This is a genomic window from Streptomyces sp. CG4, assembly GCF_041080655.1.
Lineage (GTDB): Bacteria > Actinomycetota > Actinomycetes > Streptomycetales > Streptomycetaceae > Streptomyces.
On record NZ_CP163525.1, the window covers coordinates 8,795,214 to 8,818,028 of the forward strand.

The 22,815-nt window shown below is 72.1% G+C and carries 18 protein-coding genes and 1 pseudogene; 10 read left to right on the top strand and 9 right to left on the bottom strand.

Annotated features, from left to right (window positions below):
• Window positions 1–197: 197 nt before the first annotated feature.
• Together AB5L52_RS40550 and AB5L52_RS40555 are read right to left on the bottom strand one after the other, a co-directional pair.
• Window positions 198–2,168, bottom strand: a complete 1,971-nt coding sequence (locus AB5L52_RS40550; RefSeq protein WP_369368216.1) for an N-acetylmuramoyl-L-alanine amidase — start codon at window positions 2,166–2,168, stop codon at window positions 198–200.
• A gap of 277 nt (window positions 2,169–2,445) precedes the next feature.
• Window positions 2,446–3,591: an aminoglycoside phosphotransferase family protein gene (locus AB5L52_RS40555; RefSeq protein ID WP_351018533.1), complete on the bottom strand. Its 1,146-nt coding sequence runs from the start codon at window positions 3,589–3,591 to the stop codon at window positions 2,446–2,448.
• A gap of 326 nt (window positions 3,592–3,917) precedes the next feature.
• Here AB5L52_RS40555 and AB5L52_RS40560 point away from each other — a divergent pair, with 326 nt between their 5' ends.
• A complete protein-coding gene (locus AB5L52_RS40560) occupies window positions 3,918–5,411 on the top strand; it encodes a hypothetical protein (RefSeq protein WP_351018530.1) in 1,494 nt (497 codons plus the stop codon).
• A gap of 90 nt (window positions 5,412–5,501) precedes the next feature.
• Here AB5L52_RS40560 and AB5L52_RS40565 read toward each other — a convergent pair whose 3' ends face one another.
• Window positions 5,502–6,941, bottom strand: a complete 1,440-nt coding sequence (locus AB5L52_RS40565) for a PP2C family protein-serine/threonine phosphatase (RefSeq protein WP_369368218.1) — start codon at window positions 6,939–6,941, stop codon at window positions 5,502–5,504.
• 344 nt (window positions 6,942–7,285) lie between these two features.
• Here AB5L52_RS40565 and AB5L52_RS40570 point away from each other — a divergent pair, with 344 nt between their 5' ends.
• On the top strand, window positions 7,286–7,702 hold the full coding sequence (locus AB5L52_RS40570; RefSeq protein ID WP_351018525.1) for an SsgA family sporulation/cell division regulator: 417 nt from the start codon (window positions 7,286–7,288) through the stop codon (window positions 7,700–7,702).
• Window positions 7,703–7,831: 129 nt separating this feature from the next.
• Window positions 7,832–9,862, top strand: coding sequence for a phosphocholine-specific phospholipase C (locus AB5L52_RS40575; RefSeq protein WP_369368219.1), 2,031 nt, complete (start codon window positions 7,832–7,834; stop codon window positions 9,860–9,862).
• Here AB5L52_RS40575 and AB5L52_RS40580 read toward each other — a convergent pair.
• The gene (locus AB5L52_RS40580; protein WP_351562408.1) at window positions 9,852–10,886 is read right to left on the bottom strand and encodes a Gfo/Idh/MocA family oxidoreductase; all 1,035 of its coding nucleotides are present in this window, start codon (window positions 10,884–10,886) and stop codon (window positions 9,852–9,854) included. The two genes, AB5L52_RS40575 and AB5L52_RS40580, sit on opposite strands and share 11 nt — an antisense overlap.
• 128 nt (window positions 10,887–11,014) lie before the next feature.
• Window positions 11,015–12,109: a chemotaxis protein gene (locus AB5L52_RS40585; RefSeq protein WP_369368220.1), complete on the bottom strand. Its 1,095-nt coding sequence runs from the start codon at window positions 12,107–12,109 to the stop codon at window positions 11,015–11,017.
• Between the two features lie 157 nt (window positions 12,110–12,266).
• Between AB5L52_RS40585 and AB5L52_RS40590 the strand changes: the two genes are divergently transcribed.
• Window positions 12,267–13,046 carry an alpha/beta fold hydrolase gene (locus tag AB5L52_RS40590; protein WP_351018515.1) on the top strand — a complete coding sequence of 260 codons (780 nt, stop codon included), beginning with the start codon at window positions 12,267–12,269 and terminating at the stop codon, window positions 13,044–13,046.
• 280 nt (window positions 13,047–13,326) lie between these two features.
• Complete coding sequence (asnB, locus tag AB5L52_RS40595) at window positions 13,327–15,168, top strand: asparagine synthase (glutamine-hydrolyzing) (protein WP_369368221.1); 1,842 nt, start codon at window positions 13,327–13,329, stop codon at window positions 15,166–15,168.
• On the opposite strand, the gene AB5L52_RS40600 is transcribed toward asnB, so the two are convergent.
• Both AB5L52_RS40600 and AB5L52_RS40605 read right to left on the bottom strand, forming a co-directional pair.
• Window positions 15,161–15,685 carry a DUF4232 domain-containing protein gene (locus AB5L52_RS40600; protein WP_351018509.1) on the bottom strand — a complete coding sequence of 175 codons (525 nt, stop codon included), beginning with the start codon at window positions 15,683–15,685 and terminating at the stop codon, window positions 15,161–15,163. The two genes, asnB and AB5L52_RS40600, sit on opposite strands and share 8 nt — an antisense overlap.
• Before the next feature lie 136 nt (window positions 15,686–15,821).
• Window positions 15,822–17,426, bottom strand: coding sequence for an alpha/beta hydrolase (locus AB5L52_RS40605; protein ID WP_369368222.1), 1,605 nt, complete (start codon window positions 17,424–17,426; stop codon window positions 15,822–15,824).
• 284 nt (window positions 17,427–17,710) lie between these two features.
• Here AB5L52_RS40605 and AB5L52_RS40610 point away from each other — a divergent pair, with 284 nt between their 5' ends.
• The 3 genes from AB5L52_RS40610 (at window position 17,711) to AB5L52_RS40620 (ending at window position 19,868) form a co-directional block, all read left to right on the top strand.
• Window positions 17,711–18,376, top strand: coding sequence for a chaplin (locus AB5L52_RS40610; protein WP_369368223.1), 666 nt, complete (start codon window positions 17,711–17,713; stop codon window positions 18,374–18,376).
• A 119-nt stretch (window positions 18,377–18,495) separates the two neighbouring features.
• Window positions 18,496–19,017, top strand: a complete 522-nt coding sequence (locus tag AB5L52_RS40615) for a hypothetical protein (protein WP_369368224.1) — start codon at window positions 18,496–18,498, stop codon at window positions 19,015–19,017.
• Window positions 19,014–19,868 (top strand): GNAT family N-acetyltransferase, encoded by an 855-nt coding sequence (locus AB5L52_RS40620; protein ID WP_351018497.1) that lies wholly within the window; start codon window positions 19,014–19,016, stop codon window positions 19,866–19,868. The genes AB5L52_RS40615 and AB5L52_RS40620 overlap by 4 nt, the downstream gene beginning before the upstream one ends.
• A gap of 12 nt (window positions 19,869–19,880) precedes the next feature.
• Here AB5L52_RS40620 and AB5L52_RS40625 read toward each other — a convergent pair.
• Together AB5L52_RS40625 and AB5L52_RS40630 are read right to left on the bottom strand one after the other, a co-directional pair.
• Window positions 19,881–20,242, bottom strand: a pseudogene (locus tag AB5L52_RS40625) (nucleoside deaminase).
• 21 nt (window positions 20,243–20,263) lie between these two features.
• Window positions 20,264–21,562, bottom strand: coding sequence for an MFS transporter (locus AB5L52_RS40630; protein ID WP_369368225.1), 1,299 nt, complete (start codon window positions 21,560–21,562; stop codon window positions 20,264–20,266).
• A 60-nt stretch (window positions 21,563–21,622) separates the two neighbouring features.
• Between AB5L52_RS40630 and AB5L52_RS40635 the strand changes: the two genes are divergently transcribed.
• Both AB5L52_RS40635 and AB5L52_RS40640 read left to right on the top strand, forming a co-directional pair.
• Window positions 21,623–21,994, top strand: a complete 372-nt coding sequence (locus AB5L52_RS40635) for a MerR family transcriptional regulator (protein WP_351018491.1) — start codon at window positions 21,623–21,625, stop codon at window positions 21,992–21,994.
• A gap of 41 nt (window positions 21,995–22,035) precedes the next feature.
• Window positions 22,036–22,812: a GNAT family N-acetyltransferase gene (locus AB5L52_RS40640; protein ID WP_351018489.1), complete on the top strand. Its 777-nt coding sequence runs from the start codon at window positions 22,036–22,038 to the stop codon at window positions 22,810–22,812.
• The last annotated feature ends 3 nt before the right edge of the window (window positions 22,813–22,815 follow it).

A 22,815-nucleotide genomic window follows, 5' to 3' on the forward strand; every position in this document is an offset into this window, starting at 1 on the left:
CTGCCTTAAGGGCGTGGGGGCACCCCCAGCGGCGTTGTCGTCGGTTGCCGACTCCCCCACGCTCGGCTTCGCTCGCGCGGGGGGACCCCCATCGCGTCGCCGCCCTCCTCCGCCTTGCAGCTGGACGCACCAGCCCCCGCTCACCTGAGCTCATAAGGCGCTGTCGATTTCCTGCGACCTGATCCGCCGGACAGGCCCTAGTGGCCCGCGCGTTCGAGGGTCACGTCCGCGGCGCGGACGAAGCCGACCCGGTGGCCGTACTGGATCTCGTAGTACAGGTCCTTGCCCACCACGACCCGGTGCGAGTCGGTGGTGAAGGTGACCGAGTAGTCGTACTCGCCCGGCACCTCGTCACCGACCACGTACTCCTGTCCGGCCGGGACCGTGTACGGCAGCGGCACGACCGACTGCGCGGGGACGCCTGCCGGATAGGCCTCCTTCTCCGGATAGGCCCTGCCGTACACCGGGATGCTCGCGAGGCCCTCCTTCGGCGTGAGAACGAGCCCCTTGGCGGGCACCGCCGTCGGTGCCGTGCGCGGATTCTGGAACCAGGCCTTCTGGCCCAGGTACCAGATCGCGGTCCAGTCGCCCCAGCGGTCCGCGACCGCGTACTGCTGACCGGTGGAGACCCGGGAGGACAGGTCGTTCACATCGATGGTCGGGTCCGCGTTCATGCCGATGTCCTTGATCAGCGGCGCGTTCACGTCGTGGTCCGAGTAGAGCCGCACCTCGCCGGAGCCGTGCGCCGGGCACGGCTCGCCCTTGGTGGCGCAGCCCGTGTACGCCGGTTGGTTCGTGGCGTAGTCGGGCAGGATCGTCACCAGCCCGGACCGCTTGCCGGCGGTGCGCCTGAACGGGTGGCCCAGCAGCTGGAAGTAGTGCCGCCAGTCCCAGTACGGGCCCGGGTCCGTGTGCATGCCGGGGATCGTGGACGTGGTCGGACCGGGCACGTTCTCGTGGCCGAGGATGTGCTGCCGGTCGAGCGGGATGTCGTACTTCCGGCTCAGGTACTTCACCAGCCGGGCCGAGGACCGGTACATCGCCTCCGTGTACCAGGCGTCCGGGTTGGCGAGGAAGCCTTCGTGCTCGATGCCGATGGACCGCGCGTTGATGTCCCAGTTGCCCGCGTGCCAGGCCACGTCCTTCGCCTTGACGTGCTGGGCGATCAGACCGTCCGTGGAGCGCACGGTGTAGTTCCACGACACATAGGTCGGGTCCTGGATCAGGTTCAGCACCCCGTCCCAGGTGCCCTCCGTGTCATGGATGACGATGTACTTGATGGGCTGCGACACCGGGCGGTCGCCGAGGTCGTGGTTGCCGTAGCCGTCGGTCCCGAACTGGGCGTACGGCGCCCACACCGCCTCGCACGACACCGAGCCGGGGCACTCGACCCCGTCCGTCGGCAGGGTGCGCAGGCCCGCCCGCCTCAGCTGGGCGATGACGGGGTTCAGCCGTGGCAGGGCCGCGAGCGCGACCTGCTGGCCGTCGTCCGTGGTGCGCTCCTCACCCGTGCGCAGGACGTCGTACACGTCGTTGGCGTACGCCGCTGCGGTCGCGGTGTCGTCGGCGCCGGAGAAGCGGGCCACCGCCGCGTACCAGTCGGCCGGGTCGGCGCTCAGCGGCTCGCCCAGCTCCTTCTGCGCGGCGGCGAGCAGGGCGGCGCCGCCGGCCACGTTCGCCGCCGGGTCGGTGCGCAGCTCCGCGGCCGGCAGACCGCTCAGCTGCGCGGCCTTCGCCAGCGTCTTCAACCGGGCGGGCAGCGCGGACTCGGTCGGCACCTTGGCGTCCGGGTGCAGGGCGGTGCGGGAGCCGTCACCGCGGGCGTCTTCCGCGCCCCCGGTGAGCTGCTCCGCGGCGGCGATCGCGGTCCGGGCGTCCGTGAGATGCATCGGGCCGTAGCCGCCGCTCACGCTCGGTGCGCCCGCGTGCCAGTCCCAGCGGGACTGGAGATACGAGACGGCCAGCAGAACGCTCTGCGGCACGTGGTACTCGGCCGCGGCGGAGGCGAACGCCCGCTGCAGCCGGTCCGCGGAGGGGCCCGGAGAGCCGGAGGCGGGAGCCGCGCCGAGCAGCGGCAGCAGCAGGGCCGCGGAAGCCAACGGGACGGCGACCCGCCGCAGTTGTCTGTGGCCGGGGATGGACGGGGAGTGCGTGGCGTGACCTCGCAAAGCGGCCTCCTGTGACGGGCGGGCGTGGCGGGGCGTGCGGCGCCGAGCTGGGTCAGTGGTACCGGCTGGCCGACGATCCGTCAATGATGCCTTCAGGACGGCGATTTCCCATGTCACGCAGGGGTTCGGCGAGTTTCGCGACGGGGGCGTCCGGGCCTGCGGGGCGTCACTGGCGTACACCAGTGCGTCCTTCGGGCTCTGACGTGCGAACGGCGCCCGGATGTGCGAAGGTCCGCGGTGCGCCGCCGCTCTGGCGCACCGCGGACCTTCGTCCCCGTCAGCGAGTGCCGACCGCCGCTCGGACGGCCTTGCGGGCCATCTGGCAGTCGTCGTGCAGCCGCCTGAGCAGCAGCCGCTGTTCCTCGCCGGACGGCGCGGCACCCGGGTGGGCCAGGCCCGGTGCCGCCGGAGCCGCGTCGTGCATCGAACGCTGCACGGCCGTCTCGTACCTGCGGATCTCCCGGGTCAGCAGCAGCATCAGGTTGACCAGGAAGGCGTCCCGGGAGGCCGGGCCCGCCGACTGGGCGATCTGGCTGATCTGCCGCCGGGCCACCGGCGCGTCCCCGAGGACCAGCCACAGTGTCGCCAGGTCGTACCCCGGCAGATACCAGCCCGCGTGCTCCCAGTCCACCAGCACTGGACCGGCCGGTGACAGCAGGATGTTCGACAGCAGGGCGTCGCCGTGGTTGAACTGGAGCATGCCGTGCCGGCCGACCTCGTGGGCGATGCCGTGCAGCAGTTTCTGCAGGTCGCCGAGGTCCCGGTCGGTGAGCAGGCCCAGCTCGTGGTACCGGGAGATCCGGGCGCCGTAGTCCAGGGGCATGTCGAAGGTGCCCGCCGGGGGCCGCCAGGAGTTCAGCCGGCACAGCGCGCCCAGCGCTGCCCGGATGTCCGCGCGCGGCGGCGCCTCCGCCGGATGCCGCTGCAGCGCCGCCACGCGGCCCGGCGCCCGCTCGATCACCAGGGTGCAGTTGTCCGGGTCCGCCGCGATCAGCCGGGGCACGCGGACCGGGGGCCGGTGCCGGACGAACGAGCGGTATGCGGCTATTTCGTGCCGGCTCCGCTCGGCCCAGGCAGGTGAGTGGTCCAGCAGACACTTGGCGACGGCCGTGCTCCGCCCTGTCGTCCCGACCAGAAGGACGGACCGTCCGCTGCGCCGCAGCACCTGCACCGGAGAGAACTCCGGACAGATCCGGTGCACCGAGGCGATCGCGGTGCGCAGCTGCGCGCCCTGGGGACCGGACAAGTCGAGTCTCCCGCTGAGCGGTTGGGTACCGGGCTGCCCCGGGACCCGCCGGGGCCGGCCCGCGACCGGTACGGGTCCGCCCGGACGCGCCACCGGGTCGAGGTACGGCCCGCCGCCCGTGGGGCGGGGACGCAGCGGCCGGGGCGGGGCGGACACGGAGGACGATGCTGCGTACATGGGAGATACAGATCCCTTCGTGTGCCTGCGGTGCCTGCCTGTGGTTCCGTGCCCGGTGCATATGCGCGAGGCCGGCGCTCGGGGGAGCCCGTACTCCGTTCGCATGCACTGCGAGCGCGCGCCTGCCCGGCCCGGCCGCCGGGGTGCACCCTGGGGAATGCACCTGTCGTACTGAGTCGGCGACCGGGTCGGGGTGGCGCGTTCCTACTCGACACCCGATGCCCCGTGGCACACCATCTGGCGGACCCTGGCGAACCCTGGCGAATAGTCGCCCGGCAACTTCTGCCGGGCTACTGTCAACTCAGCCGAGAACCTGGGGGCTTGACGTGAGCGGACAACCCAACACCCGCCTGGCGGACCTGTTCGGCCTGGCCGGCTGGTCCAAGGGTGAACTCGCGAGGCTGGTCAACAAGCAGGCGGCGGCCATGGGCCACCCCCAGTTGTCGACCGACACCTCCCGGGTGCGGCGGTGGATCGACATGGGAGAGATCCCGCGCGATCCGGTGCCGCGGGTGCTGGCGGCCCTGTTCACCGAGCGTCTCGGCCGTGTCGTGACCATCGAGGACCTCGGTCTGGTGCGGCACGGGCGTGCGGGAAGACGGCAGGGCGACGGGATCGAGGAACATCCCGACGGCGTGCCGTGGGCGCCCGAACGTACCGCCGCGGTCCTCACCGAATTCACGGGAATGGACCTCATGCTCAACCGACGCGGCTTGGTGGGCGCGGGTGCCGCGCTCGCCGCGGGATCCGCACTCAGCAGCGCCATGTACGACTGGTTGCACACCGACCCGGCCCTGAAGGCCGACGCCCCCGTCCTCGACGACCCCCTGCACGCCGACCCCGCCGGGTTCGACCGCTATGAGGCCGCCCCCATCGGGTCGCAGGAGATCGAGGAACTGGAACGCTCGGTCGAGGTGTTCCGTGCCTGGGACGCGGCCCGTGGCGGCGGGCTTCAGCGCAAGGCGGTCGTGGGCCAGCTCAACGAGGTGGGCGGCATGCTCGCCTACCACCATCCACCCCATCTCCAGCGCCGCCTGTGGGGCGTCGCCGCCAACCTCGCCGTCCTCGCCGGCTGGATGTCGCACGACGTCGGCCTGGAGCCCACGGCGCAGAAGTACTTCGTCATCGCCGCCCATGCCGCCCGTGAGGGCGGGGACCGGCCGCGCGCCGGTGAGGCGCTGTCCCGGGCGGCCCGGCAGATGGTGCACCTCGGCCGGCCCGACGACGCACTGGACCTGATGAAGCTCGCCCAGTCCGGCGCCGGTGACGGTCTGCAGCCGCGCACCAAGGCGATGTTCCACACCATCGAGGCCTGGGCACAGGCGTCGATGGGCAAGGGGCAGGCCATGCGCCGCACCCTCGGGCAGGCGGAGGACATGTTCGTCGCCCAGCGGGGCCAGGCCGAACCACTGGACTGGATGCAGACCTTCAAGGACGAGGACCTGTACGGCATGCAGGCCCTCGCCTACCGCACGCTGGCCGAGTTCGACCCGAGCGAGGCCGCGCAAGCCCAGTACTACGCGGAGAAGGCACTCGCGCTGCGCGTCGACGGGCGGGAGCGGTCGAAGATCTTCGACCATCTGTCCATGGCGTCGGCCTGCTTCCTGGCCGACGACCCCGAACAGGCCGACCGCTACGCACGGCTGGCCCTGATGTCGATGGGCTCGAACTCCTCCCGTCGCACCTGGGACCGGCTGCGCCAGATGTACCGGCTGACCGCGGAGTACGCCGGCTATCCGAAGATCCACCAACTGCGGGAGGAGATCCGGCTCGCCCTGCCCAAGCCGAGGGCCAAGGGCACGCGCAGCGCACAGGCGTGAGCGCACAGGCATCAGGCCCGTGCGCCGGCTCACTCCGGCAAGAGCTCTAGCCTTAACAACTCATGATCCCTCGACAACCCATGGTCCGGCTCACGCGGTGACCTTGGCGACGAGCACACACGCGTCGTCCTCGCGTCCGGCTCCGCCGAACTCCTCGACCAGCGTCCGTACGCAGTCCTGCGCGGTGCGCGCCGCGCCGAACCGCGGGGCGAGGCCGAGCAGGCGCTCCGCGGCCGCGGCCGGGCCGTGCCCCGGCACCAGCCCGTCCGTGTGCAGCAGCAGGAGGTCGCCCGGCCGCAGTGCCTCGACGGCCTGCCCGTAGACGGCGCCCGAGGTGGCGCCGAGCAGGACACCGTCGGGTGCGTCGAGCAGGCGCCCCGTCCCGTCGCGGTACAGCAGCGGGGCGGGGTGTCCTGCCTGCGCCCAGACGAGTGTGTGCGACTCGGGCCGGTAGCGGCAGCAGACGGCGCTGCCGAGGGCGGGCTGCACGGTGGCGTCCAGTAACTGGTTGACCATGCCGAGCAGTTCACCGGGCCGGGTGCCGGCCAGCGCCATGCCGCGTACGGCACCGAGCAGCATCGCCATGCCGGAGGCGACGGACACCCCGTGCCCGGTGAGATCACCGACGCTGAGCAGGGTCTCGCCGTCGGACAGTTCCAGCGCGTCGTACCAGTCGCCGCCGATCAGCGTGGGCGTGGCCGCGGGGAGGCGGTGGGCGGCGAGGTCGAGGGTGCGCGGGCCCTGGTGCGGGAGCCGCAGGGAGCCGCGCCATGGCGGTAGCACGGCTTCCTGCAGCTCGACCGCGATCCGGTGCTCGGTCTGCTCCTGCCGGCGCCGGCGCTGCAGCGAGTCACGGGTCTCGCGCACCGTCCGTTGGCTGCGCCGCAGTTCGCTGACGTCTCGCAGCACGGCCCACATCGAGGCGGTGCCGCCGTCGGCGCCGAGCACGGGTTCGCCCATCATGTGCACAGCCCGGACGAGGCCGTCGGGCCGGACGACACGGAACTCGCCGTCGATGGGTTTGCCGTCGACCAGGCAGTCCGTCACCATCGCGGTCAGTTTCGGCCGGTCCTCTTCCAGGACCAGGGAGGGCAGTTCGTCCAGGGTGAGGGCGGGGGCGTCCGGGGCGAGGCCGAGGATCTGGTACAGCTCGCCGGACCAGGTCGCCGCGTCCGTCAGCAGGTCCCACTCCGCGCTGCCGACCCGGCTGAGCAGCGAGCCGCTCGGGGCGGCGGTCGGCACGGGCCGGACGACGAGCGACCCGGCGGGTTCCGCCGGAGCGGCCGACTCGGTGTGCGGGCCGTCCCGGAGCTGGGCCAAGTGGGCGTCCAGGTCGTCGAGTTGGTGCAGCGCGAGGTCGTACAGGGCGCGCTGCCAGCGTTCCTCCGGGTCCGCGCCGTCGCTCGGGGTGTCCCGCCGTACGGCGTCCACGTCACCCTTGAGTCGCCGCGTCTGCGTGATCAACGCCTCGACCGAGCCGTGTCCGGGTGGCTGGGCGGCTGAGCGGTCCGCGGAGACTGGAGACGGCATGACGCACTCCGATGGGGACGATACGGCCAAGGGGGACGGGGACCGTTACGACTGTGGCACAGCCCGCGACGCCCCGTAAGGGATTTGGCAACACACGATACGGTGGTGCTTCCGGCATATGCCAGAGTCTCCCCGGAGCGATCCCGGCACACGAATGACGTACGCGCATCACGAGCCAAGTCGTAGAGATCCTAAGGGAGTTGCTGCAAGCGGGGCGCGGGCGCCCGGCGCTCAGTCGTGTGTTCGTCGCTCCTCTGTTCCCCTGCGTCCTTCCCGTCTTGTACCCGCCGAACTCTGACCGGATTTGGTGGCATGTGAAGTGCCTTCGCGGAGTCCATAAAGACATGGATGCCATCACTGTCGAAGAGTCCGCCCAGGCCCGGCTGATCACCGCCGACGACGAGGAGATCCCCGTGTCGGCCACGCTGCGGTACTCCACGGACGACCCCCTGGCCGTCTTCGTGGATTTTCCCGCCGAGGCCGCTCTGGAGGGCGAGGAGGTCAGCTGGGTCTTCGCGCGCTCCCTGCTGGACCAGGGGCTGCGGGCCCCGGCCGGCCACGGGGACGTGCAGATCTGGCCGTACGGGCGTACGCGGACGGTGCTGGAGTTCCACTCGCCGCACGGCCTGGCCCTGCTCCAGTTCCCCGCGTCCGCGCTGCGCCGCTTCCTGCTGCGCACCTACGCGGCGGTGCCCGTCGGACAGGAGGATCTGTCGGGGGTGGTGGAGCGCGGCTTGAGCGCCCTGTTCGGCGGGGTGTGAAGAGCCCCCGGCCGACTTTGACTTCTGTTCACCTCCGCCTCACCGCATCGGTATGGACCCCGACCATCACCCCGTGCACCCTGGCGCGCGGTGTGCCGCAAGGGCACTCCGGTGACGAGGACGGGGCCAATGACACCGATCAGCCGAAGAGGCTTCGTGGGACTCGGCGCATCCGTGGCGGCGGGTGTGGCGCTGGGCGCCGGCACACGCACCACGGCCGCGGCCGCGGCGGCGACGACGGCGACCGGCACGATCAAGGACGTACAGCACGTGGTGATCCTCATGCAGGAGAACCGCAGCTTCGACCACTACTTCGGCCGGCTGAAGGGCGTGCGCGGTTTCGACGACCGCAGCGGCATCACGCTGAGCGGCGGCAACCCGGTCTTCAACCAGCCCAACGGGCTGGGCCGTCAGTACCCGTGGAAGCTCAGCGCGACCCCGGACGCGGGCGGCAAGGACGGCGAGACCCTCGCCCAGTGCAACGGCGACCTGCCCCACTCGTGGTCCTCGCAGCACTCCGCGTGGAACAAGGGCCGGATGGACAACTGGGTCGCGGGCGTCGGCAACGTCCGCTCGCTCGGTTACCTGGACCGCTCCGACATCCCCTTCCACTACGCGCTCGCCGACAACTACACCATCTGCGACGCCTACTTCTGCTCCACGCTCAGCGCGACCGGCCCCAACCGCACCTACCTGTGGAGCGGCAAGGTCGACTCCTCCAGCTACGACGGCGGCGACGAGTCCGGCCTGACCTGGCAGACCTACGCCGAGGCGCTGCAGGCCGCCGGGGTGAGCTGGAAGGTCTACCAGAACGCGGCCGACAACTACGGTGACAACGGCTGCGCCTACTTCAAGAACTTCGCCAACGCCAAGGCGGGCGACCCGCTGTACGACCGCGGCATGTCCTCGGTGCCCAAGGTGACCGGCTCCACCCCCGACGACATCGCCGCCGCCATCAAGGCCGACGTGCTCGCGGGCACCCTCCCACAGGTCTCCTGGGTCGTCCCCAACCAGGCCTTCTCCGAGCACCCCTACGCCCCGCCCGGCGACGGCGCCCACTTCGTCAACCTCGTCTACCAGGCCCTCGCCGCCGACCAGGACGTCTTCGACTCGACCGTCCTGTTCCTCAACTACGACGAGAACGACGGCTACTTCGACCACGTGCCCCCGCCGTCGCCGCCCGCCGGAACGGCCGGGGAGTTCCTGAACGGGGTGCCGTACGGCTTCGGCTTCCGGGTCCCGATGCTCGTCATCTCGCCCTGGACGCGCGGCGGCTGGGTCTCCTCGGAGGTCTTCGAGCACACCTCGGTGCTGCGTTTCCTGGAGACCTGGACCTCGGCCCTCGGCAAGCCCGTCCAGTGCGCCAACATCAGCGACTGGCGGCGCAAGGTGAGCGGCGACCTGACCGGCGTCTTCGACTTTGCGAACCCGGTCTACGGCCCGGTCTCCCTGCCCGCGACCAGCGTCATCGGCATCGACACCTGCGGCCCGCTGCCCAACCCGGTGCCGACGGACAACGCCCTGCCCGCCCAGGAGCCCGGCACCCGCCCGGCCCGCGCGCTGCCCTACCAGCCGAACGGATACCTGGACCACCTGGAGTTCGACGCGGCGGGCAAGACCCTCGCCTGGTTCACCATGACCAACCAGGGCGCGCAGGCGTCCCGGGCGGCCCACTTCTCCATCCACCCCAACGCCTACCGCGACACCACGCCGTTCCAGTACACGGTCGACGCGGGCGGCACCGCCTCCGACTACTTCAACATCGGCACGGGCTTCGGCGGCGGCAAGTACGACGTGACCATGGTCGGCCCCAACCGCTTCCTGCGCCGCTTCCAGGGCGACGCGACCAGGGCGGGCAGGTCGGTGGAGGTGAGCACCCGTTACGCGGTCGAGCCGGGCACCGGCAAGCTCGCGATCTACTTCAAGATGGCCAACTCCGGTTCGTCGTCGGTGAAGTTCACCATCACCTCCCACCACTACCGCGGTGACGGTCCCTGGACCTACACCGTCGCCGCGGGCGGCTCGACGGAGGACTTCTTCAACGCCGTCGCGTACCAGAACGGCTGGTACGACTTCACGGTGACCGTCGACTCCGACGCGACCTGGTCGCGCCGGTTCACCGGGCACCTGGAGACGGGCGCCGCGAGCGTCAGCGGCTGACCCCGGCGCAGGGGTCGTACAGGTCCGGGCGCGGGGCGAGCTCGACGGTCACCCGGCCGCCGGTCTCCAGCGCCCGGACCCCCGCCTCGGCGACGACGGACGCCGCGTACCCGTCCCACACGCTCGGGCCGGTGACCCGGCCCCGCCGGGTGGCGTCGACCCAGGCCTGGACCTCGCGGTCGTAGGCGCCGGCGAAGCGGACGAGGTAGTCCTGTGCCACCTCCTCGCGGGCGTCGCCCGCCGTGGTGACCACCATGGTGTGCTCGGCGCCGATCCGGGCGCTGCCCCGCTCGCACACGGCCTCGCAGCGCACCTGGTAGCCGAAGCCGCAGTTCACGAACACCTCGACGTCGACGAGTGCGCCCGCCGCGGTCTCGAACAGCACGAACTGCGGATCGAGCAGGCCCTCGGGGGCGCCCGCGGACGGCGTGGGACGCAGCACGGTCACCGCCGTCAGCTCCTGCCCGAGCAGCCAGCGGGCCGCGTCGATCTCGTGCGAGACCGAGCTGTTGATGAGCATGGCGCTGGTGAAGTGCTCCGGCGAGGAGACGTTGCGGTGGGTGCAGTGCAGCATCAGGGGCCGGCCGAGGCTGCCGCCGTCCAGCAGTGCCTTGAGCCGGCGGTACTCGCTGTCGTAGCGGCGCATGAAGCCGATCTGGGCCAGCCGGCGGCCCAGCCGTGCCTCGGCCTCCACGATCCGCAGCGCACCGGTGGAGTCCGGCACCATGGGCTTCTCGCACAGCACCGGCAGTCCGCGGGCGAAGGCGGCGAGCAGGGCCTCCTCATGGGCCGGGCCGGGGGAGGCGATCAGCACGGCCGCGACCCCGGGCGCGTCCAGCGCGGCCACCGGGTCCTGGTGCACGGTCACTGAATCGATGCCGGCCACGGCATCCTTCGCCCGCTCGACATCGGGGTCGGCCACCGCCATGACCTGTGCTCCGCTGACCACTTGGTCGAGACGTCGTATGTGGTCGGCGCCCATGTGTCCGGCACCCAGTACCGCCACTCCCAGCAGGTCACCCATGTGCGCGCGCTCCCTTACGCCGACGATCACGCCGTAGCGTACGCCGCGCAGGGAGCGCCGCCGGGGGAGTGCCGGAGGGGTCCGGGCGAGTACCGGGGGATCGCAGCCGAGGGCGCCTCAGTACCGACTCAGTACCGCAGGACTCCCGCGATCCCGTTCGCGTCGCCCAGCGTGCCGTCGGGCACGAAGCGGACATCGGCGCCGGTCTCCAGGCACTGCTCGACGATCTCGTCCACGATGTCGTCGCGGGCGTCCAGGTCGCCGGGTTCGGCCGGCACCAGGTGGGCGCCGTCGTCGCGGACGGTCGTGCGGTAGTTCTCCTCGACGGCGAGCAGCCGGACCCGGCCCTCCCGGGCGTTCTGCCACAGCTCGTCCACCCCGGCCGCGAACGCCTTGTGTCCGCGTGCCGAGGTCAGTTCGTCGATGACGGAGGTGGTGTCCTTGCGGGCCTCGTCATCGAGGACCGGTCGCAGGGCCTGCCACACGGCGTTGGGGTCGGCGTGCGCCAGGCCCCCGTGCGGGACGTGGACGGCGGACCTGGCGATACTGCCGGCCTCGTCCAGCAGGGACAGCGCGGCCTGGTCGCCGGTGACGTAGAGCGGGCGGGGCTGCTCGCGCAGGACCGCCTCCAGCGCGGTGTCCGCCTCGCGCAGGAACCGGCGTGTGGCCTCGTCGCTGTAGGTGCTCGGCTGGTCGCCGATCTGCATCTGCCGCTCGGCGTCGAAGTTCTCCTGGCTGCGGACCAGCGGGAAGCCGCCGAAGCGCTCCTCGACGACCCGGTCGGGGCCACCGCTCCACAGGGTGGCGCGGTCGGCGGAGACCGACAGCACCCAGAAGGGCCGTTCGGCGGCCTGTGCGGAGACCAGGTTGCGGGTGAGGAAGGTGTCGGAGAAGACCACCCGCTCGGGGACGGTGCGGGCCAGCGACCAGACCTGGTGCTCACCGGGGGCGGCGAAGATCACCAGGCCGTCCTCGGCGTGCGCCAGATCCACTTCCGCCAGCGCGCGGTCCAGCTGTTTCTCGATCTCGGCGCGCCGTTCACGGGTGACGGCGGGGTCGGCCTCCAGGCGTTTGCGCGCCTCGGTGACGACATTGCGCAGCCGGACGGGGTCCTGACCGTTCTCCGGTTCGCGGCGGTGCGTCGGGGTCAGCACGGACACCGCCGGGTAGGGCCGCGGGCGCCGCAGTTCGGCCAGGGTCGCGGGACTCAGTGCGTGCTCCATGACAGCACGATAGGGCGGATTCACGCGTACGGCATGCGGGGTGTCCCGGACCCCGGCCGCCGCGTGAATTCCCCGGTCGGAGCCGGTGACGCGGTGCCGTGCGGCCGGTTACCGTACCCGTCAGTAACCGGACCGCAGCGCACCCCCAGGAGGCCCCATGCCGCAGCTCGAAGTCGACGGAGCGGCCCTGACGTACGACGACGAGGGCCCCCGCGACGCGCCGGAGGTGCCCCTGGTCTTCGTCCATGGCTGGACCGCGGACCGGCACCGCTGGGACCACCAGATCGCGCACTTTCGCGCGAGACGCCGGGTGATCCGGCTGGACCTGCGCGGGCACGGCGAGAGCACCGGGGCGGGGGTGCGCACCATCGCGGAGCTGGCGCGGGACGTCCTGGCCCTCCTGGACCATCTGGAGGTCGAACGGTGCGTGCTGGTCGGCCACTCGATGGGCGGGATGATCGCGCAGACCATCGCGCTGACCCAGCCCGAGCGGGTGGAGCGGATGGCGCTGGTGGGCTCCATCGCGCGGATGACGTACAGCCGTGGCCGGGGCCTGCTCATGGCTGCTTCCACCCTGGTGCCGTACCGGCTGTTCGTGGCCGCCAACATCCAGCGCGCCTTCGCGCCCGGTCATCCGCGCGAGGAGATCCGCGCGCACATCCGCGCCTCCGCCGCGACCCCGCGCGAGGTCGTGATGACGCTGTACGGCGCGATGCGGGCCTTCGACGTCCTCGATCGGGCCGGCGAGATTCGCACGCCCACCCTGATGGTGCACGGCTACCACGACGTCCAGCTGCCGGTGCGGCAGATGCTCCGGATGGCCAAGGCCTATCCGGACGCGGTCGTCCGCATCCTCGACGCGGGCCATGAGCTGCCGCTGGAGAAGCCGGCCGAGCTGACGGCGGCGTTGGCCCGGTTTGTGGGCGAATCGGGCTGAACCATGCGGCGCTTGGTGAAGTTTTTGCCTCTGGCCGGTTCGTGACGGCACGGGCCCGGTGGCGTGGGCCGCACGGGATTTCGCGCAAGCAAAACACGGCCGAAACCATCAGGGTGGAGGGGTGGTCCGTGTTACGGCCAAGTTGACTGCCTCGGGCAACCGACGGAGGCTGGTCATATAGATGCTACTTACAACTGGTTAGCTGGCCGGTCCGTGGCTCACCCGGGAAAGCCCAGGTGAGCGCCGAATCCGGCCGCAAGCCGGAAGCAGGAGGCAACGCATGTGCGGGATCACTGGATGGATCTCCTTCGACCGTGACCTGACCACCGAGGCCACCACATTGCATGCGATGACCGAGACGATGGCCTGCCGCGGCCCGGACGACCGCGGCACCTGGGTACAGGGCCCGGCCGCCCTGGGCCACCGCCGGCTCGCGATCATCGACCTCCCGGGCGGCCGTCAGCCGATGTCCTTCGAGACCGCCGAGGGAACCGTGGCGATGGTGTACTCCGGGGAGGCGTACAACTTCACCGAACTGCGCCGCGAACTGGAAGGCCGCGGCCACCGGTTCACCACCGACTCCGACACCGAGGTCGTCCTGCACGGCTATCTCGAATGGGGGGACGCGGTCGCCGAACGACTCAACGGGATGTACGCCTTCGCCGTGTGGGACGGCCGGAGCGACAAGCTCGTCATGATCCGCGACCGCATGGGCATCAAGCCGTTCTACTTCTACCCCACCGCCGACGGCGTCCTGTTCGGCTCCGAGCCCAAGGCGATCCTCGCCAACCCGCTGGCCCGCCGCCGGGTGACGCTGGACGGGCTGAGGGAACTGCTCGTCATGATCAAGACGCCCGGACACGGGATCTGGGACGGCATGCGCGAGGTCGAACCCGGCACGGTCGTCACCGTCGACCGCTCGGGCCTGTCGACGCGCGTCTACTGGCGCCTTCAGACCCGTGCGCACACCGACGACCGCGACACCACCATCACCACCGTGCGCTCACTGCTCGACGACATCGTGCGCCGTCAGCTGGTCGCCGACGTGCCGCGCTGCACCCTGCTCTCGGGCGGCCTCGACTCCTCGGCGATGACCGCGATCGCCGCCCGGCAACTCGCCGCACAGGGCGAGCGGGTGCGCAGCTTCGCCGTCGACTTCGTGGGCCAGACCGAGAACTTCATAGCCGACGAACTGCGCGGCACCCCCGACACGCCCTTCGTGCACGACGTGGCCAAGCTCGCCGACACCGAGCACCAGGACATCGTGCTGGACCCGCAGTCACTCGCGGACCCCGCCGTGCGCGAGCGGGTGATCCGCGCCCGCGACCTGCCGGCGGGCTTCGGCGACATGGACGCCTCACTGCTGCTGCTCTTCCGCGCCATCCGGGAGAAGTCCACGGTGGCCCTGTCCGGCGAGTCCGCCGACGAGGTCTTCGGCGGCTATCTGCAGTTCTTCGACGAGGAGGCGCGGCGCGCCGACACCTTCCCGTGGCTGGTCCGCTTCGGCCGCGACTTCGGTGACGACTCCCGCGTGCTGCGCTCCGACGTCACCAAGTCCCTGGACCTGGAGGGCTACATCGCCGACGGCTATCGCACCGCGGTCGCCGGCGTCGACCGGCTCGACGGCGAGAGCGACTTCGAGTACCGGATGCGGCAGATCAGCCATCTGCACCTGACCCGGTTCGTCCGCATCCTGCTCGACCGCAAGGACCGGATGAGCATGGCCGTCGGCCTGGAGGTCCGGGTGCCGTTCTGCGACCACCGGCTCGTCGAGTACGTCTACAACGCCCCGTGGGCCCTGAAGTCCTTCGACGGCCGGGAGAAGAGCCTGCTGCGGGAGGCGGCCGCCGACGTCCTGCCGCGCTCGGTGTACGACCGGGTCAAGAGCCCGTACCCGTCCACCCAGGACCCGCTGTACGCCCGAGCCCTCCAGGAACAGGTCAAGGACCTGCTCGCGCGGCCCTCTCACCGGGTCTTCGACCTCGTCGACCGCGACCGGCTGCGCACGGCCGCCGAAAGCGAGGCGCCGATCAGCAGCCAGGCCGGCCGGCGCGGGCTGGAGCGCACCCTGGACCTCGCGCAGTGGATCGACGCCTACTCGCCCGAGGTGAACCTCAGCTGAGGCCGATGGCCCGGTCCGCGGCCGCCGCGGTGGGCTGCCACCACGTCGTCACCGGCTCCCACACCAGGACCCGCTTCCCGGTGCCGAGCCGCTCGGTGGTGAAGGAGCGGCCCCGGTGCGCGGCCGAGGCGGCCACGGTCACGGTGTGCACCCGGCGGGCCTCGGGGTCCGCCGGGTCGCCGATGGTCCTGACGTCGGCGTAGGCGGTCCGGCCCGGCGCGAGCCGGTAGTCGCCGGTGCTGCCCGCCGGCGTCGGCAGCGCGGCGCCGTCCAGGTTCCCGAAGGTCACGACGGGCACCCGGTCGACGAGGCACGTGCGGGAGCCGCGGTTGGTGACGCTCACACGGACCACGGCCGAATCACCGGCCGCGGCCTTCGCCCGGACCGTCAGGGCCCGCTCGGCACAGCGGACGGGCTGGTCGTGGCCCGTGGCGGCCTGGCTCTGCGGCGCGGCCAGCAGCAGGACCACCGCGGCGGCCGAGGCGGCGGGTAGGGCGACGGCTGCGCGGACGCGCATGGTGGTCTCCCCCTGTCACGGGCACGTACGGGATCGGGATGCGGCGGCCGAAGCGCGCCCGACCGGTGAGGCGTCCGGGCACGGCGGGAGGTTGTGCCGGATGCGGGCCTGACACCCGGTTGCGCGCTCACCGTCATCAGTTGGTGGTGTGCGTCGTATCACTCGAATCGGTTTTGTCCGCCGGGCAGGAGCTGCCGCTCGGCGGCAGGGAGCCGTAGAGCAGGAAGTCGTCGGCCTTCTGGTGCACGCACTTGGAGGAGGTGTATCCGGTGTGGCCGTCGCCCCTGTTGTCCAGCACGACGGCCGAGGAGCCGAGCCGTGCGGCCGTCTCCGTGGTCCATTCGTACGGCGTCGCCGGGTCGCCCCGAGTGCCCACGAGCAGCATCTTCGCCGAGTGGACGTCCTTGACCCGGTCGCGGATGAAGTCGGTGCCCTTGGCGCGGCCGTAGCACATGAGCAGCTGGGTCAGCCGGTAGCGGCCGAAGACCGGCGAGGCCTGCTCGTACGTGGCCAGCAGGTTCTTCAGGTCCTTGGTGATCTGTGCCGCGTCGGGCCGGTCCGGGTCGTCGGCGCAGTTGATCGCCATCAGCGCGGCCGGCAGGTTGTCCGTCGGGACGTCCTGCGGATCGACCAGGCCGCCGTTCCCGCTCCGCGTCCCGCCGGACGGGGCGGCACCCCCGGTGGCGAAGTTCAGCACGCCCCGTGTGTCGCCGTCCTGGACCAGCGAGGTCAGGGCGCGCTCCAGGGAGGGCCACTGCCGCTTGCTGTAAAGGGCCTGCCCGATGGCGCCCACCAGGTCCTGTCCGGAGAACGAGCCGCCGAAGTCGTTCGGGACCGGATTCTCGTCGAGCGAGTGCACCAGCCGCACGACCTGGTCCCCGGCGGCCCGCCGGTCCTGGCCGAACGGACAGGCGACGTCCGTCGCACACCAGTCCAGGAAATCGTCCAGCGCGGTCTGCTGTCCCTCGGCGCCGACCACCCCCTGCTCGGACAGCGGCTCGGTCAGGGTGTCCACGCCGTCCAGGGCGAACCGGCCGACCTTGTGCGGGAACTGCGCCGCGTACACCGCGCCGAGCCGGGTGCCGTAGGAGAAACCGAGGTAGTTGAGCTTCTTGTCGCCGAGGGCCTGACGGATGACGTCCAGGTCGCGGGAGGCGTTCACGGTTCCTATGTGCGGCAGTACGGGGCCGGAGTGCCGGGTGCACTCGTCGGCGGCCTTGCGCAACTGCGTGAGCAGCGCCTGGGGATGGGTGAGGCCCGCGTCGTCGTCCGTCGCCTGCGCGGCCTCGTCGCTGCCCTCGCCACAGCTGACGGGGGAGGAGCGGCCGACGCCGCGCGGGTCGAAGGTGACCACGTCGTAGCCGTTCGTCAGATCCATGAACTGCCTGCCGTCGGCGGCCAGTTCAGGGATGCCCGCACCGCCGGGCCCGCCGAAGTTCAAAAGCACCGAGCCCTGCTTCTTCCCGGTCGCCCGATAGCGGGCCAGCGCCACATCGAGGGTGCCGGCGCGGGGCCGGGCGTAGTCGAGCGGGACGGTGACCTTGCCGCACTGGAGGTCCTTCGGCATGTCCGTGCCCGTGCAGGCCGTCCACGTCACCTTCTGCCGGTAGAAGCGGGTCAGGTCGGGCTGTGGCCGGTCGGCCGCGGCCGCGGGCAGCCCGGCTCCGAGCAGCGCCAGGGTGAGGGCTCCGGTACCCGCGGAGCGCCGCACGGCGGGCCGTGTGGACAGCTTGGCCAGCATCGTTCGCCTCCCGGGACGCCTGTCGCGGACCGGGGACGGCGCCCTTCGGATCATCATAAGCGGGGCTCGGACGGGCCGCCTCCGGGCGAGCGTGACGGCACCCGGTGCCGTACCCTTCGCCCGCTCTCCCACCGTTAAGAGATCATTCAGCGGCTTTACATGCAGTTCGATAACAGTGTCGCTCGACGGGGTGAAAGACCGATTAGCCATAACTCCGATGGTTCGTCGGCGTTTTACGGGGTGCGGGCGCGTGCCCGTGACGATGTCTGGAAGGCAGGGAACCTATGAGACGGGCTACCCGTAACGGCGTGATCGCCGTCGCCGCAGCCTCCGGGGCACTGGCCGTGGCGCTGCCGGTGTCCGCCGCCTTCGCGGCCGACGGCGCGGCTGCCGACGGCTCCGCGGCCGGCTCGCCGGGGCTGATCGCCGGCAACAGTATCCAGCTCCCGGTGCATGTGCCGGTGAACGTGTGCGGCAACACGGTGAGCGCTGTGGGGCTGCTCAACCCGGCCGCCGGCAACGCGTGCGCGAACCGTGACGACGGCACCGCAAAGGACCGCGCGTCGGCATCCGGCGGGGCGTCCGCGCACGGCGGAGCGAAGGGCTCGCCCGGCGTGCTCGCCGGCAACGGCATCCAGCTCCCCGTCGACCTGCCGCTGAACGTCAGCGGCAACAGCGTCAACGTGATCGGCGTGGGCAACCCCGCCACCGGCAACCGCTCGGTCAACGGCTCCGGCGGACAGCCCCGCACCCCCCACCACCCGCACCACCCGGCCCCGAAGGCCCCCACGAAGCACCACCCCGGCCCGCGCCGGGCCCCGCAGCCGACGGCGTACGCGCTGGCCCACACCGGTACGGACACCACCTTCCCCGCCGTCGCCGGCAGCGCCGCGCTGCTCCTCACGGGCACGGCCCTCTACCGCCGCTTCCGTCCCGGCCGCACCAGCTGACGCACCACCCCCAAGGCCCCACCGGACGCCGGCCCGGTGGGGTCCGTTTCGCGTGCGTCGAGGCGGCGTCCGCGAGGCCGCCGCCGGGCGGGTCGTAACGGATGCAGTAGGTTGGCCCGGTGACGGACGGCATACGTGGGCGATGGCGGGCACTGCCGGTCTGGGCGCGCCGGACTCTCGTGGTGTACGTCGGCGGATTCCTGGAAGGGACCTGCGCCCATGGCCTCGACCTGGCGCGGGGCGGGCTCCACGCCTACGCCGCCTTCGCTCCGGTCCCGTTGCAGGTGTTCTTCGTCGCCCTGGTCGTCCTCGACCCGCTGGTCGCGGTCCTCGCGGCGCGGATGCGGCCCGTGGGCATCCGGTCGGCCGGAGTCGTGATGACGCTGGACGTCCTCGCCAACTGGTACGTCAACTGGCCCTGGGTGACACAGGATCCGGTGGCCCTGCTGCGCCCGGTCGGGCTGCTGCCCATCAGCGTCTTCGGGGTGTTCGTCCTCGTGACGCTGCGTCCGCTGCTGCGCACCCTGGACGGCCGGGAAGCGCGGTGCAGGGCGGCTGATCTCCCCGTGGCGCGGCCCGCGTTGATCCGGAAGGATACGGAACGGCAGTCCGGTCCCGACGGAAATGGAGCGTATCGATGACCCCTGCGGCCCCCCACGACCTCGTCGTCACCCAGGCCACCCTCGCCGACTGGCCGGTGATCGCCGGATGGGCGGCGGCGGAGGGCTGGAATCCCGGACTGGCCGACGGGCCCGCGTTCTTCGCACAGGATCCCGACGGGTTCTTCCTCGGCCGCGTCGACGGGGAACCCGTGTCGGCGATCTCCGTGGTGAACTACGGCTCGGACTACGCCTTCCTGGGCTGCTATCTCGTCCGCCCCGACCTGCGCGGCCACGGCCACGGCCTCACCACCTGGAAGACCGCCCTCGCGCACGCCGGCGACCGCACCGTCGGCCTGGACGGCGTCGTCGCCCAGCAGGACAACTACCGCCAGTCCGGGTTCGAACTCGCCTACCGCACCATCCGGTTCACCGGCACCGCCCCGCAGAGCGAGGTGCCCGCCGGCGTGCGGCCGGCCGGTCCCGCCGACCTCGCCGCGATCACCGCCTACGACAGCGCCTGCTACCCGGCCGACCGTCCGCGCTTCCTCGCCGAGTGGCTCGGCGGCCCCGGCCACCGGGCCTTCGTCCGCCACGACGGCACCCGTCTCACCGGCTACGGCGTGCTCCGCCCCGGCCGCGACTCCTTGCGCATCGGCCCCCTGTTCGCGGACACCGCCGACGACGCCCGCGCCCTGTTCGCCGCGCTCACGGCCGAGGCCGCCGGAGGCGACGTGGCCATCGACGTGCCCGAGCCCAACGCGACCGGTGTCGCCCTCGCCGAAGAAGCCGGATTCCAGGCCTCGTTCGAGACCGCCCGCATGTACACCGGGCCGGTGCGCGAGCATGCGCAGCACCGGGTGTTCGGCGTCACCACCCTCGAACTCGGCTGAGGGACGAGGGAGTTACGACCGGAAGCGGGGACGGTGCAGCGCCCGCACCCGGTCCACCAGCTCGGGCACCGGCCCCTCCACGGCCACGCCGGGCGCGACCTCGTGGACGGGCAGCGGCCGCACCGGCACCTCGCGTGCTCCCGACTCGGCCGGCCACCGCGTCGGTTGGGCGGCCCGCTCCTCGGGCGTCAGTGCCCGGCCGACCAGCGGGCCGGCTCGAACTCGGGAGGCCGGGTGGCGTCCCCGCCGGTCACCCGGTTGCGGTCCTCGGCGAGCACGGTGCCGTCCGCCGCCACGAGCACCGGCCCGAAGCGCTCGTCACCGGCGTCCAGCGCCTCCCCGGCCGGCGCCACACAGCGGCGCGGATGCCGCAGTTCACCGTCCTTTGCCGCGGTTCACAGTCCTTGCCCATCGCCCGCCGACCGCCGCACGGCATGACCTCCGGCGGTGCACGCCCCGGCCATCGGGCCCGACTCGGTCGGCACCTCTGCCTCTGGGGCAACGGTGTGCCGCAGCGGCGGGAAGGCGTGCCGGCGGCTCGCCGTGACCGTCGCCAGCGCCAGCAGGGCCGGTGGCAGGGCGGTCCAGGGCAGGGCCCCGGCGCCCATCGCGTCGAGTGCCACACCGCCGGTGAGTGAGCCCGCGGCGATGCCCGCGTTGTACACCGTCGTCTGCAGCGCGGTCGCCACGTCGGCCTCGGCCGGTCCCGAGGCGTCGACCAGCGCGGTCTGGATCAGTGTCGGCGCCCCGCCGAAGGCCACGCCCCACAGGGCCACGGCGCCGAGCAGAAGCGCGTGCGCCCGCGCACCCAGGCCGAGGGCGAGCAGCACCCCCGCGAACAGCGCGAGCGCCGCCAGCAGCGTGCCGCGCAGCTGCCGGTCGATCAGCACCCCGGTGACCCAGATCCCGGCCACCGTGGCCGTCCCGAACACCGCGAGCAGCAGGCCCGTACGGCCGTACCCGGCATGCGCGTCGAACGGGGCGACGTACGTGTACATCACCTGGTGCCCGAGCAGCAGGAACAGGGTCACCGACAGCACCGGGCGGATGCCGGGGCGGAGCGCGACCCGGGTGAGAGGCATGCGCGCGTGCGCGGGTTCGCCGGGGAAGCCGGGCACGCGCAGCCGAATCCAGACCACGAGCAGCACCGCGAGCGCGACCAGTGTCGCGAAGGCGGCCCGCCAGCCCACCGCACCGGCCAGCGCGGTACCGGCGGGCACCCCGAGCGACAGGGCCAGCGTGATCCCGGCGAGCACGATCGCGATGGCTCGCCCACGCCGTTCGGCCGGCGCCAGCCGGGCCGCGTAGCCGGCCAGCATCGCCCACAGGGTGCCGCCCGTCGCACCGGCCAGCAGCCGGGCCGCGAAGGTGAGCGGGTACGAGGAGGACAGCGCGACCAGTGCGTCGCTGACCGCGAAGCCGAGCAGGGCGCCGCACAGCACCGGGCGCCGCGGCAGCCCGCGCAGGGCCGCGGTGACGGGGACCGCGGCCAGGAAGGAGGCCGCCGCGTAGGCGGTGACCAGGAAGCCGATCCGGGACTCGGCGACCCCGAGCGGGGGCGCCATCGCGGGCAGCAGTCCGGCCGGCAGGAGTTCCGTCATGACGGCGGTGAACGCGGCGCAGGACAGGGCCAGCAGCCCCGACCACGGCAGCGGACCACCCTTGACCTGGGAAGACGTGGAGGACACGGTCATGCGACCATGGTCGGAGTCTGATATCAGTGTGAGGGTCAAGCGCGTGGGCGGGAGGCGGGCATGCGGATCGGTGAGCTGTCGCGCCGCACGGGTGTGCCCGCCCGCCTGCTGCGCTACTACGAGGAGCAGGACCTCCTCCACCCCGAGCGCACCGGCAACGGCTACCGCAGCTACCCCGAGTCCACGGTCGCCGACGTCCAGCAGATCCGCGGCCTGCTGGATTCGGGCCTGACCACCGAGATGATCCGCGCGATCCTGCCCTACCTCTCCGGTCCCGGCGAACTCCACCCGCCCGCCGAGTGCGTCAGCCCCGAGACCGCCGCCCTGCTCCGGGGGCACATCGAGCGCATCCAGTCCCGCATCGACTGCCTGGCCCGCAACCGCGACCGGCTCAGCGCCTATCTGGCCGTCGTGCGTCCTCATACGCGGTAATCCGGTTGCCCGGACCGGAACGCTCCTGTTGGGCTGGGCTCATGGATCACATGGCGGTGCTCGCCCTCTACGACCGTGACATGCGCGAGAACGCGACTCCCGACGGCCCCGGCGCCCGGATCGAACGGGCCGGCGCGGTGGTGCGGCAGATCGCGGACGCGCAGGGCTGGAACGGCGTGCTCTGGTCCGATCTGGACCCGGCGAGCGCGGACCGGGCGATCCACGACCAGATCGCCCGCTTCACCGGCCTCGGCCGCGCCTTCGAGTGGAAGGCCTACGGTCACGACCAGCCGGCGGATCTCGGTGCCCGGCTCACCGCGGCCGGTTTCCGGGCCGAGCCCGAGGAGACGCTGCTCGTCGCCGAGACCGACCGGCTCGCCCTGGATGCCGAACCGCCCGCGGGCATCCGCGTCGTCAAGGCCACCGACCCGGCCGGCGTCGACCTCGTCGTGGCGGTGCACGAGAAGGCCTTCGGCACCGACGGCACCCGGTTGCGGCACCGGCTGCTCGCCCGGCTGGCCGCCGGCCCCGACACGGTCGTCGCCGTGGTCGCGCTCGCCGGGGACGAACCCGTCAGCGCCGCCCGGATGGAGCTTGTGCCCGGCACCGCGTTCGCCGGGCTGTGGGGCGGCGGCACCGTCGAGGGCTGGCGGGGCCGGGGCATCTACCGCGCCCTGGTCGCCCATCGCGCCCGCGTCGCCGCCGCCCACGGCTACCGCTATGTCCAGGTCGACGCCTCACCGATGAGCCGCCCCATCCTGCAGCGCCTCGGCTTCCACGCGCTGAGCACCACGACCCCCTATCTGTATGGGAGTTGACCG